The following is a 12,246-nucleotide window of genomic DNA, read 5'->3' as shown; positions in this document are numbered from 1 at the left end:
CTCAGTACGCCAGGGCACGGTCGACGGCGTCGAGCACCCGGTCCAGGCCAGGCAGGTACTCCTCCTCCAGGCGCGCCGGCGGGTACGGGGCGTGATAGCCGCCGACCCGCAGGACCGGCGCCTCCAGGTGGTAGAAGCAGCGCTCCGTGATCCGGGCGGCGATCTCCGCGCCCGATCCGAAGAACACCGGCGCCTCGTGGACCACGACCAGGCGGCGGGTCTTCTCCACCGACGTCTGGATCGAGTCGAAGTCCAGCGGGGAGACCGAGCGCAGGTCCAGGACCTCCAGGTTCTTGCCCTCCTCGGCGGCCGCGGCGGCGACCTCCTGACAGAGCTTCACCATCGGGCCGTAGGCGACCAGCGTCAGGTCGGTGCCCTCGCGGACGACCTTGGCCTTGTGCAGTGGGCCGGGGATCGACTCGGTGTTGACCTCGCCCTTGTCCCAGTAGCGCCGCTTCGGCTCGAAGAAGATCACCGGGTCGTCGCTCTGGATGGCCTGCTGCATCATCCAGTACGCGTCGGAGGCGTTGGACGGGGAGACGATCTTCAGGCCCGACACGTGCGCGAAGAGCGCCTCGGGGGACTCCGAGTGGTGCTCGACCGCGCCGATGCCGCCGCCGTAGGGGATGCGGACGACGACCGGCATCTTGACCTTGCCCAGCGAGCGCGCGTGCATCTTCGCGAGCTGGGTGACGATCTGGTCGTAGGCCGGGAAGACGAAGCCGTCGAACTGGATCTCCACGACCGGGCGGTAGCCGCGCAGGGCCATGCCGATCGCGGTGCCGACGATGCCCGACTCGGCGAGCGGGGTGTCGATGACGCGGCTCTCGCCGAAGTCCTTCTGCAGGCCGTCCGTGACGCGGAAGACGCCGCCGAGCTTGCCGACGTCCTCGCCCATGACGAGGACCTTGGGGTCCGTCTCGAGGGCGCGGCGCAGCGACTCGTTGATCGCCTTGGCCAGGGCCAGGTTCTTGGTGGTCACGCTGTCCGCCATGTCAGTTTCCCCCCGTACCCGCGGCGAAGCCGCTGTCGGACTCCGTCGCGAACGACTCCTGGTACGCGGCGAACTGGGCGCGCTCCTCGTCGACGAGGGCATGTCCGTCCGCGTACACGTTCTCGAAGATGGCGAAGTGGTCCGGGTCCGGCATGGCGCGGACCGCTTCGCGCACTCGCCTTCCCAACGCCTCGCTCTCCGCCTCGAGTTCCGCGAAGAATCCCTCGTCCGTGTGGTTTGACGCCTCGAGGTGGCGGCGCAGGCGCAGGATCGGGTCCTTCGCCTCCCAGGACTCGCGCTCCTCGTCGGCCCGGTACTTGGTGGGGTCGTCGGAGGTGGTGTGCGCGCCCATGCGGTACGTGTACGCCTCGACGAGGGTGGGCCCCTCGCCGTTGCGGGCCCGCTCCAGCGCCCACCTGGTGACCGCGAGGCAGGCGAGGACGTCGTTGCCGTCGACCCGGACGCCCGGGAAGCCGTAACCCTGTGCGCGCTGGTAGAGCGGGACGCGGGTCTGCTTCTCGGTGGGCTCGGAGATCGCCCACTGGTTGTTCTGGCAGAAGAACACGACCGGCGCGTTGTAGACGGCGGAGAAGGTGAAGGACTCCGCCACGTCGCCCTGGCTGGAGGCGCCGTCGCCGAAGTAGGCGATCACCGCGCTGTCCGCGCCGTCCTTGGCGACGCCCATCGCGTACCCGGTCGCGTGCAGCGTCTGGGAGCCGATGACGATCGTGTACAGGTGGAAGTTGTTGCTGTTGGGGTCCCAGCCGCCGTTGTTCACGCCGCGGAACATGCCGAGCAGGTTCGTCGGGTCGACGCCGCGGCACCAGGCGACACCGTGCTCGCGGTAGGTCGGGAAGACGTAGTCGTCGTCGCGCAGGGCCCGGCCGGAGCCGATCTGGGCGGCCTCCTGGCCGAGCAGGGAGGCCCACAGGCCGAGCTCGCCCTGCCGCTGCAGGGAGGTGGCCTCGGCGTCGAAGCGGCGGGTGAGCACCATGTCGCGGTACAGGCCTCGGAGGTCTTCGGGGGTGACGCCGGCGACGTACTGGGCGAACTCGGCGTTCTTCGCGTTCTTGACCCGCTTGCCCTCCGGCGTCAGCAGCTGCACGAGCTCGGGCTCGGCGCTCTTCCTGGCGCCGGCGCGGGTGGTGCGCCCGGTGCCGGTGTCGCCGGCCTTGCTTCCGGCGCTGCGTCGCGGCTTACGCGCGGCAGTGCTCTCCACGGTCACGTGTGCTCCTCCGTCGTTTCCGGCCCCCGGGGTTGCCGGGTGGCTGGGGGTCCCCCGGCTCTTCAGGAGCCTGGGGGAGCGGCTCACCTGGTTCCGGCACCCGTGCACGGGGTGGGTGCCGCTCGGCCGGAACAGGCGTGACAGGTGCCCCGGCGAGCGCCCTGCAGTCATCACGTTACCCAGTGCTCCACATAGTTGTGAAACCCCTCCTGACCTGCGTTTTTGCTTGGATTTCCAAGTAAATCGGCAAAGTCGGGAAGGAGCCTGGTCACAGCCTTGCAGGAGGCCGGAGCAACGGCACGTTAACCCGCCCACCCAGGCCACGGGAAGAGTCAGTATCTGAGACCGGGTGGGGGTACGGGCTCCGCCGCGCGCTTGCGGGCACCGCCGAGCATCCCTCGAAACGCTCCCCGAGGTGCCTCGCGAGCTCCGCCTGAACACCGACTGAACACCACCGGGACGCCATCCGGACGCCCCTCGCGGCCGCCGCGGAGCGACCGCCGGCGATCACCTGTGACACCTGTTGACCTCAGGTGCCGTCATGTGACTTTCTGTGACAACGCCCAGCTCACGGCCCTCGTCTCGTGCCCTAGCATCAGGCGCGTGCCGCGCTCCTGTGTACCACCGTCCATGCTTCACGCGCCCCCTTTGAGCGCTCTGCTCCACCGGTACGCCGCCGGTACGGCGCTCGCCTGCGAACCCGTTGACGAAGGGCTGCTCAACCGCGGATACCGGCTGCGCACCACCCACGGCCGGTACTTCCTCAAGCACCACTTCGACCCCGACACCGCCGACCCCGTCTCCGTCGCTCGTCAGCACCGGGCCACCGAGCGGCTGGCCGACCTCGGGGTCCCGGTGGCTCCCCCGCTGCCCGCCCACGACGGACGCACGGTCGCCGTCGTCGGCGGCCGCGTCTACGCCCTCCACCCCTGGGTAGAGGGCCGGCACCGCCACGGCGCCCAGCTCACCGCGGGCCAGTGCGGCCGTCTGGGGACACTGCTGGGGGTGGTGCACTCCAGTCTGGAGCAGGTGATGCGCACGGCGCGCGAGCCGGAGCGCAGTGACCGCACCGCGCAACGCGCTCCGGCGCGCGCGCCGCGGGCATCCGCCCAGCCGAGCGCGGACCCCGCCGACACTTTCGTCCTCATCGACGACCTCCTCGCGCGCGTACGTCGCCGTCGCCCCGCCGACGCCTTCGACGAGCTCGCCCGCCACCGCCTCCTGGAGCGCCGTACGCTGCTGGAACGCCACGCGGACCGGCGTCCGCCGCAGCACACCGGGCCGGTCGGCTGGGTGCACGGGGACTTCCACCCCTTCAACCTGCTCTACCGCGGGGACGCCCCCGCCGCCATCGTCGACTGGGACCGGCTCGGCGTGCAGCCCCGCGCGGAGGAAGCCGTCCGCGCCGCCGCGATCTTCTTCGTCCGGCCCGACGGCACACTCGACCTGCCGAAGGCGAAGGCGTACGCACGCGCGTACCGGCGCGCGGCCTACGCCGGACCCCGCGAACTCGCGGCGGCCGTACACCGCGTGTGGTGGGAGCGCCTCAACGACTTCTGGATGCTGCGCTGGCACTACGAGCGCGGCGACACGCGCGCGGACCCGCAGTTCCCCGCGGCCTCCGCGCTGGCCGTCTGGTGGACACGGCAGTACGACGCCGTCCGCGACGCGTTCACCGGCTGACCGGCCCCGCCCCGAAGCCGCCACGCGCGCGTGGCGAGGCCCGGGGCGCTCAGTTGCCGAGGCCTGCGCCGCCGAGGGTGGTGGTGCCCTGGTCCGCGCCCCCCGTCGGGTCCGGCGAGGCCGGGGCACTCGGCTCGGGGTCCGTGTCGGTCGGCTTGTCCGACGGCTCGGTGGCCGTCTCGTCGTCCGTCGGTTCGTCGCTGGCGGACGGGGACGGCGAGGAGGACGGCGTGCTCGACGGCTTGTACGACGGCGAGTAGTTCTGGTTGTCGTTGGATCCGGTGCCGTCGTCCGTGCTGTCGCCCGTGGACGTGTCGGTCTCCTCGGCGCTCGGCTCCGCGCTCGGGGAGGCGTCCGAGGCGGTCGGCGAGACCGAGGGTGACGTGCTGGTCCCGCCGTCCTTGGCGCCGTCGCCCTTGGTGTTCAGTGCCAGCGCGACGCCCGCGGCGATGGCGATCACCGCGAAGACGGCGAGGATCCACAGCTTGCCGCGGCCGCTGCCCTTGTTGCCGTGGCCCTCGAAGCCGCCGTCGTCACCGCCGCCGTAGCCGGCGGGCAGAATCGGCTGCGGGATCTGCGAGGTGTGGGAGCCGTCCGCGCCGTGCGGCAGCACGGTGGTGCTCGCGAAACCGCCGGAGGGCGTGCCCCGGCCGTCGACGACGCCCACGGGCCCGGTGTTCCAGGTGCCGGTGTGCCCGCCCTGGTCGTACAGCATCTGCAACCCGTACTGGACGAGACCGCGCATCTCCTCCGCCGTCTGGAAACGGTCGTCGGGGTCCTTCGCCAGGGACCGCATGACGAGCCCGTCGAGTTCCGGCGGGCACTCGCCGCCCGAGGTCTGCGACGGCGGCACCGGAATGTCCTGGACGTGCTGGTAGACGACCGAGAGCGGCGTCTCACCGGTGAAGGGGGGCCGCAGCGCGAGCAGTTCGTACAGCAGACAGCCCGTCGCGTACAGGTCGGAGCGGTGGTCGACGGCCTTGCCGAGCGCCTGCTCCGGGGAGAGGTACTGCGGGGTGCCCATGACCATGCCGGTCTGCGTCATCGTCGTGGACGCGCCGTGCAGGGCGCGCGCGATGCCGAAGTCCATCACCTTGACCGCGCCGTTGTGCGTGATGATCACGTTCGCCGGCTTGATGTCGCGGTGCACGATGCCGTGCTGGTGCGAGTAGGCGAGCGCCTCGAGGACGCCGGAGGTGATGATCAGGGCCTGCTCGGGCCCAGGCGCCTCGGCGTTGAGGAGGAGGTCGCGGATGGTGCGTCCCTCGACGATCTCCATCACGATGTACGGCACGCTCTGGCCGCCCACGAAGTCCTCGCCGGAGTCGTACACGGCGACGATCGCATGGTGGTTGAGACCGGCCACCGACTGGGCCTCACGCGTGAAGCGGGCCTTGGACACCGGGTCCTCGGCCAGATCGGCGCGCAACAGCTTGACCGCGACGGTGCGTCCGAGACGCACGTCCTCGGCTGCGAACACCTCGGCCATGCCGCCCCGGCCGAGTCTGCGGGTCAGCCGGTAACGGCCGTCCCCGACGAGCCCTCCGTTGCCCCAGTTCTCCGGCGCATCTGACATACCGCCGCCAGTCGCCTCGGGGTCGGACGGGCCCTGAGCGCGCTGCTGTGCCATCAGTCCTCGCCGTCGTTTCTGCCCGCGGTGCGCGCGGTGTTGTCACGGTCTCCGTCGGCCACGCTACAGCCTCCACGCAATCCTCCGGTCCGGGACGATCGCCATGATGACGACCCGGCCGGGCCCGGACGCGGGTCGGGGACGGACGGGTCATGCAACCCGCACCCCGTGCCGGCGTGCAAATCCTGTGTACCTGCCGTACGGCAGCTGTAACGCTTCCGCGACGCTTCTCTCTCGTAGGGTCACGGAACGGGCACCGAACTTGACGTGTCGGTGCCCTGCGGCAGACTTGGCCGGGAATAGCACTTTGGATCAACAACAGTCAACGGCGCCGAAGGCCTACGGGGGACGCAGAAGATGAGCCACGACGGCGGGCAAGGCCGGTACGCGGGGCGGGCGCTCGCCGCCGGCCGCTATCAGCTGCGCGACCTGCTCGGCGAGGGCGGCATGGCCTCGGTGCACCTCGCCTATGACGCCGTGCTCGACCGGCAGGTCGCGGTCAAGACCCTGCACACCGAACTGGGCCGTGAGCAGGCCTTCCGTGAGCGGTTCCGCCGCGAGGCCCAGGCCGTGGCCAAGCTCACGCACACCAACATCGTCTCCGTCTTCGACACCGGAGAGGACGAGGTCGAAGGGCTGACGACCCCGTACATCGTCATGGAGTACGTCGAGGGCCGCCCGCTCGGCTCCGTGCTCGACGAGGACGTGCGGCAGCAGGGCGCGATGCCCGCCGACAAGGCGCTGAAGATCACCGCGGACGTCCTGGCGGCGCTGGAGATCAGCCACGAGATGGGGCTGGTCCACCGCGACATCAAGCCCGGCAACGTGATGATGACCAAGCGCGGCGTGGTCAAGGTGATGGACTTCGGTATCGCGCGCGCGATGCAGTCCGGCGTCACCTCGATGACGCAGACCGGCATGGTCGTCGGCACCCCGCAGTACCTCTCGCCCGAACAGGCCCTGGGGCGTGGCGTGGACGCCCGGTCCGACCTCTACTCGGTCGGCATCATGCTGTTCCAGCTGGTCACCGGGCGGCTGCCGTTCGAGGCGGACTCGCCGCTTGCGATCGCGTACGCGCACGTGCAGGAGGAGCCGGTGGCTCCCTCGTCGATCAACCGGGCGCTGCCGCCGGCCGTCGACGCGCTCGTCGCCCGCGCGTTGAAGAAGAACCCGAACGAGCGTTTTCCGACCGCGGTCGCCATGCGCGACGAGTGCCTGCGCGTCGCCGCGTCCTTCCAGCCGGCCCCGCCGAGCATCGTGCCGGGCGCGCAGACGGCGAGCGGCGCGGGCGTCGGCTCCGCGGTGTTCCCGCCGGTCGGCCAGGGCACCCCGGCGCCGCAGGGAAGCGTCCAGACGCCCTACCAGCCCGCGCCGAACCCGAACCCGTACGGCACCCCGACGCCGTCCCCCTCCTACGGCTACCCGCAGCAGGGCGGCTACCAGACGCCGGCGCCGCAGTACAACCACCAGCAGGCGCCCACCCCGCCCGGGTACCACCTGAGCCCGCAGGGGTCGGCCGCGGTGGCACCGGGCAGCGCCCGCCGGAGCAGGGCGGTGCTGATCTGCTCGGCCGTGGTCGCCGTGGTGGCGGTCGGCGGCCTCATCGGCAGCCTCGCCGCCGACGGGGACAATGACGACGCCAAGGGCGGCGGGTCCAGCGCCTCGCCCTCGGCGACCAAGGCGGCGGGCTACCGCGCACCGGACCCCAGCAAGACGATCGACGCGACGGAGTGCTCCGAGCCGAAGGAGTCGTACAACGACCCCGCCAAGATCCAGGTCCCGAACTTCAAGTTCAAGTACATCGGCTCGGTCAAGGCGTGCTTCCAGGCGGCAAGCTGGCAGTACAAGATCATCAACGTGGACGAGAACACGTACGGCGACGGGGCGATCATGGACCAGTTCCCCGCCGCGGGGACGGACGTCGACCCTAAGGACATGCCCGAAATCCAGCTGAGGGTGTCCTCGGGCAACCCAGCGTCCTGACGCACGGGGCGCGGGGCCCGGCAGCGAGGCACGGGGCGCGCGGGGGCGGAGCACGGCAAACGGCCCGGCGTCTCGGACGCCGGGCCGTTGTTCTGTCCGGTCGGTTCTGTCCGGTCGGTTCGAGTGGTCGGTTCGGGTGGTCGGTTCGAGTGGTCGGGCTCTACAGGTACGGTCCGCCGGTGCGGCCGCCCGCGCGCGGGTCGTCGCCGCCTTCGTGGCCGACGCCCGGCGGCAGGGCGCGGCGCATCTGCTCCAGCTGGGCGCGCGCGGCCATCTGCTGCGCGAACAGGGTGGTCTGGATGCCGTGGAAGAGGCCCTCCAGCCAACCGACCAACTGAGCCTGCGCGATGCGCAGCTCCGCGTCGCTCGGCGTCGACTCCTCGTTGAAGGGCAGAGAGAGCCGCTCCAGCTCCTCGACCAGTTCCGGCGCCAGGCCGTCCTCCAGCTCCTTCACCGAGCTCGAGTGGATCTCCTTCAGCCGGGCCCGGCTCGCCTCGTCCAGAGGAGCCGCGCGCACCTCCTCGAGCAGTTGCTTGATCATGCTGCCGATCCGCATCACCTTCGCGGGCTGCTCGACCTGCTCCGTCACCGGGATCTCACGGGAGTCCTCGTCGGCGTCGATGCCGCCCATCGCCATGCCGTCCTGGCCGACGACCAGGATCTTCTGGGCGTTCTCCGGCGACCTTTCGTTCCTCGACATCTCCATGCCGCCATTCTCTCGCACGCTCCGGCCGGTCATCGTGCTGCCCCCGCGAAAGACACCCGGCGTTCCCGTTCGGCGGAATCTGTAATGCGACTCCATTTCACGAATGTGAGGCTTGTCGCGTCCTTTTCTTGGCGACTAGGTCTCCTCCGGGGGCCGGGTACTGGGAGGGGGTCACGGACGTGACTCCATGGCAGCGGACGTCGGGCTCGACGTGTACCGGCGATCGAGGGCGCGCGGCGGTGCGCGGACGGAAACGGGCTGGTACCTCCTGCCGGAGTCCCAGGCGCACGGCCGCGGTGGTGCGGACGCCGGCGGCGACGGGCGCGGCGGCGCTCGCCGGAGTGCTCCTGCTGCTGCCGGGCGGCGGGGCCGCGTCGTACGCGGCCGCCCCGGCGCGCTCCGTACCGCACTCCGTCGCACCGCAGTCCGCCACCCCGTCCCCGTCCCCCTCCTCCCGTGCGCCGGACCGGGCGGGCAGCCGGGCGGGCGAAGGACGGCAGCGGCCCGGGCGGGCGGCCGACGAGAGTGAGGCGGCCGAGGACGCGCCCGGTGTGGGCGCAGTGCCCGACGAGCCGGACGAAACGAACGGTACGGACGAAGGGGGCGCGGGCGACGCGGAGGCCGGGGACGGCGACCTCGCCGACGACCCCGCCGCGTCCGCGTCGCCGGGAGCCGCCGTTCCCGCGACCCCGGCCGCGCCGCGGGACGACGTCCGGCAGGCGGCCGCCCAGGGGGAGCGGGCCGACGGTCCCGTGGTGCAGATCCTGCCGCTCGGCAGCGGCCTCGTCCTCATCGGCCTCGGCATCGCCCTCGCCCTCGCGGCGCTGCGCCTGCGGCGCGGGTGACTCCGGCCCGGCGGCCGCGTCGTCCTCAAGGGCCGGGTCTGAGAGGCGACGTCGCAGGGCGACCTCGGGGAGCGACCTCACGTGGGCGATCCCAACAGACGGCCTCAGAGGGCGGGCGTTCTCAGGATGCGCCCTCAGGATGCGTTCTCAGGATGCGTTCTCAGGGGCGATCAGCAGGACCTTGCCGACGTGGCCGCTCTCCTCGACGACGCGGTGGGCGGCGGCCGCCTCACTCATCGGCAGTTCGCGGTCGACGACGGGCCGCACGTGACCGCCCGCGAGCAGCGGCCAGACGTGCTCGCGCACGGCCGCCACGATGGCGGCCTTCTCCTCCCGCGGCCGGGCCCGCAGCGAAGTCGCGCTGACGGCGGCCCGCTTCCCGAGGAGCATGCCGATGTTCAGCTCCGCCTTGACGCCGCCCTGCATGCCGATGATCGCCAGCCTGCCGTTGACGGCGAGGGCCCGCACATTGCGGTCCAGGTACTTCGCGCCCATGTTGTCGAGGATGACGTCGGCGCCGGCGCCGTCGGTGGCCTTCTCCAGCTCGGCGACGAAGTCCTGCTCGCGGTAGTTGATGAGGATGTCGGCGCCCAGCTCGGCGCACCGGTCCAGTTTCTCGGCGGTGCCCGCGGTGACGGCGACCTTCGCGCCGACGGCCTTGGCCAGCTGGACCGCCATGGTGCCGATGCCGCTGGACCCGCCGTGCACCAGCAGCGTCTCGCCCGGCCGGAGGTGGGAGATCATGAAGACGTTCGACCAGACGGTGCTGGTGACCTCGGGCAGCGCGGCCGCCTGCCGCAGGTCGACGCCCTGCGGCACCGGCAGCAGCTGGCCGGCCGGCACGGCGACCCGCTGCGCGTATCCGCCGCCCGCAAGCAGCGCGCACACCTCGTCGCCGACGTTCCAGCCGGACACCCCCGGGCCGAGCGCGGCGATCCGGCCGGAGCACTCCAGGCCCGGGTGGCGAGAAGCCCCGGGCGGCGGGGCGTAGAACCCCTGCCGCTGCAGGATGTCGGCGCGGTTGACGGCGCTGGCCACCACCTCGACCAGGACCTCGCCCTCGCCGGGTACGGGATCGGGGACCTCGTCCCAGACCAGCGCCTCGGGACCACCGGGTTCGGGAATCGTGATCGCATACATGCGGGCGACGCTACTCCTCCCCTGTCCCGCTCTTCCGATCATGGTCCGCGGACGGCGGTGAGGAACACCGGCGAAAAACGACGTGCGATCACCGATGAGTTCCGGTGAAGGTAAAGGTCTCCCCATGCGTAGCCGAGTACGCGGAAGGAACCCCCATGAGCGATCACACCGCCGGCCTGGCGATCGAGACCGCGGGCCTGGTGAAGACGTTCGGCGACACCAGGGCGGTGGACGGCGTCGACCTGGCCGTGCCCACCGGCACGGTGTACGGCGTCCTCGGCCCGAACGGCGCCGGCAAGACCACCACCGTCAAGATGCTCGCCACCCTGCTGCGGCCCGACGGCGGTGAGGCCCGGATCTTCGGCCACGACGTCGTCCGGGACGCCGACGAGGTACGCGGCCGGGTCAGCCTCACCGGCCAGTACGCCTCCGTCGACGAGGACCTCACCGGCACCGAGAACCTGGTGCTGCTCGGGCGGCTCCTCGGACACGGCAAGAAGGCGGCACGGGAGCGGTCCGCCCAGCTCCTTGCGGCCTTCGGGCTCACGGAAGCCGCCGCAAAGCAGGTCAAGCACTACTCGGGCGGCATGCGGCGGCGCATCGACATCGCCGCCTCCATCCTCAGCACGCCCGACCTGCTCTTCCTCGACGAGCCGACCACCGGACTCGACCCGCGCAGCCGCAACCAGGTCTGGGACATCGTGCGGGCCGTGGTATCCCAGGGCACCACCGTGCTGCTGACCACGCAGTATCTCGACGAAGCCGACCAGTTGGCGTCCCGGATCGCCGTCATCGACCGGGGCCGGGTCATCGCCGAGGGCACGAAGGGCGAACTGAAGGCGTCCGTCGGCGCCGGCTCCGTCCATCTGCGGCTGCGCGACGCCGGCCAGCGGGCGACGGCCGAGCAGGTGCTGCGGCTGACCCTGGACGCCGACGTCCAGCGCGAGCCGGACCCCGTGGCGCTGACCGCCCGGCTGAGCGCCGCCGCGCAGGACGGCGCCGCCGAACAGGCCGCCCGGGCCCTCGGCGAACTCGCCCGGGCGGGCGTCACCGTCGACAACTTCTCACTGGGCCAGCCCAGCCTGGACGAGGTGTTCCTCGCCCTCACCGGACACGACACACAGGCCGACGCCGGCAGCCGGACGGCCCGGGAAGGCGAGGAGGCGGCATGAGCACCACGACCACCACGGACGTCCAGGATCTCGCGCCGGTCAGCGCCGAGTCGCTGGCCGAACTGCTCGTCATGAAGGAGCGTCCTCCGCGCCCGAGCCCGCTGTCCGCCTCGCTGACCTTCGGCTGGCGGGCGATCCTCAAGATCAAACACGTCCCGGAACAGCTCTTCGACGTGACCGCGTTCCCGATCATGATGGTGCTGATGTACACGTACCTCTTCGGGGGCGCCCTGGCCGGTTCCCCGGAGGAGTACATCCAGTTCCTGCTGCCGGGCATCCTGGTGATGTCGGTCGTGATGATCACGATGTACACGGGCGTCTCGGTGAACACGGACATCGAGAAGGGCGTCTTCGACCGGTTCCGGTCACTGCCCATCTGGCGGCCGTCGACGATGGTCGGCTATCTGCTCGGCGACGCCCTGCGCTACGCCATCGCGTCCCTCGTCATGCTCACGGTGGGCATCGTGCTCGGCTACCGGCCGGACGGCGGGGTCGCCGGCGTCGTCGCCGGGATCGCCCTGCTGATCGTCTTCTCGTTCGCGTTCTCGTGGATCTGGACGATGTTCGGGCTGCTGCTGCGCACCGAGAAGTCGGTGATGGGCGTCAGCATGATGGTCATCTTCCCGCTGACTTTCCTGTCCAACGTGTTCGTCGACCCGCACACCATGCCGGGCTGGCTGCAGGCGTTCGTCAACAACAGCCCGGTCACCCATCTCGCCTCGGCGGTCCGCGGGCTGATGGCGGGCGACTGGCCGGGCGCCGAGATCACCTGGACGCTGGGCTGGGCGGGACTGTTCGTGCTGGTCTTCGGGCCGGTGACGATGCGGCTGTACAACCGCAAGTAGCTCGGCCCGAGCCGCCTGCGGCC

The 12,246-nt window shown here is 71.3% G+C and carries 10 protein-coding genes; 5 read left to right on the top strand and 5 right to left on the bottom strand.

What is annotated here, in order from left to right; genetic code table 11:
• Window position 1: 1 nt before the first annotated feature.
• On the bottom strand, window positions 2-994 hold the full coding sequence (locus QA802_RS21640) for an alpha-ketoacid dehydrogenase subunit beta (protein ID WP_319165863.1): 993 nt from the start codon (window positions 992-994) through the stop codon (window positions 2-4).
• A 1-nt stretch (window position 995) separates the two neighbouring features.
• Complete coding sequence (gene pdhA, locus QA802_RS21635) at window positions 996-2,219, bottom strand: pyruvate dehydrogenase (acetyl-transferring) E1 component subunit alpha (protein WP_334525245.1); 1,224 nt, start codon at window positions 2,217-2,219, stop codon at window positions 996-998.
• 630 nt (window positions 2,220-2,849) lie between these two features.
• On the opposite strand from pdhA, the gene QA802_RS21630 reads away from it, so the two are divergent.
• A complete protein-coding gene (locus QA802_RS21630; RefSeq protein ID WP_334525242.1) occupies window positions 2,850-3,902 on the top strand; it encodes a phosphotransferase in 1,053 nt (350 codons plus the stop codon).
• A 49-nt stretch (window positions 3,903-3,951) separates the two neighbouring features.
• Here QA802_RS21630 and QA802_RS21625 read toward each other — a convergent pair whose 3' ends face one another.
• A complete protein-coding gene (locus tag QA802_RS21625) occupies window positions 3,952-5,532 on the bottom strand; it encodes a protein kinase domain-containing protein (protein ID WP_443042158.1) in 1,581 nt (526 codons plus the stop codon).
• Window positions 5,533-5,889: 357 nt separating this feature from the next.
• On the opposite strand from QA802_RS21625, the gene QA802_RS21620 reads away from it, so the two are divergent.
• On the top strand, window positions 5,890-7,515 hold the full coding sequence (locus QA802_RS21620) for a Stk1 family PASTA domain-containing Ser/Thr kinase (protein WP_334525239.1): 1,626 nt from the start codon (window positions 5,890-5,892) through the stop codon (window positions 7,513-7,515).
• A 160-nt stretch (window positions 7,516-7,675) separates the two neighbouring features.
• Here the strand turns inward: QA802_RS21620 and QA802_RS21615 are convergent, their stop codons facing one another.
• A complete protein-coding gene (locus QA802_RS21615; RefSeq protein WP_334525236.1) occupies window positions 7,676-8,221 on the bottom strand; it encodes a bacterial proteasome activator family protein in 546 nt (181 codons plus the stop codon).
• 296 nt (window positions 8,222-8,517) lie between these two features.
• On the opposite strand from QA802_RS21615, the gene QA802_RS21610 reads away from it, so the two are divergent.
• Entirely contained in the window at window positions 8,518-9,066 is a 549-nt protein-coding gene (locus QA802_RS21610; protein WP_334525233.1) for a hypothetical protein, read from the top strand.
• Window positions 9,067-9,213: 147 nt separating this feature from the next.
• On the opposite strand, the gene QA802_RS21605 is transcribed toward QA802_RS21610, so the two are convergent.
• Window positions 9,214-10,206: an NAD(P)H-quinone oxidoreductase gene (locus QA802_RS21605; protein ID WP_334525230.1), complete on the bottom strand. Its 993-nt coding sequence runs from the start codon at window positions 10,204-10,206 to the stop codon at window positions 9,214-9,216.
• A gap of 155 nt (window positions 10,207-10,361) precedes the next feature.
• Here QA802_RS21605 and QA802_RS21600 point away from each other — a divergent pair, with 155 nt between their 5' ends.
• Together QA802_RS21600 and QA802_RS21595 are read left to right on the top strand one after the other, a co-directional pair.
• Window positions 10,362-11,378 (top strand): ATP-binding cassette domain-containing protein, encoded by a 1,017-nt coding sequence (locus QA802_RS21600; protein ID WP_334525227.1) that lies wholly within the window; start codon window positions 10,362-10,364, stop codon window positions 11,376-11,378.
• Complete coding sequence (locus tag QA802_RS21595) at window positions 11,375-12,223, top strand: ABC transporter permease (protein WP_319165854.1); 849 nt, start codon at window positions 11,375-11,377, stop codon at window positions 12,221-12,223. Before QA802_RS21600 ends, QA802_RS21595 begins: the two co-directional genes overlap by 4 nt.
• Window positions 12,224-12,246: the final 23 nt, after the last annotated feature.

This window comes from Streptomyces sp. B21-105 (assembly GCF_036898465.1).
In the GTDB taxonomy this organism is placed as follows: Bacteria; Actinomycetota; Actinomycetes; order Streptomycetales; family Streptomycetaceae; genus Streptomyces.
Note: the sequence above shows the minus strand (reverse complement) of the source record. Positions and strands in the feature narration are given on the sequence as shown.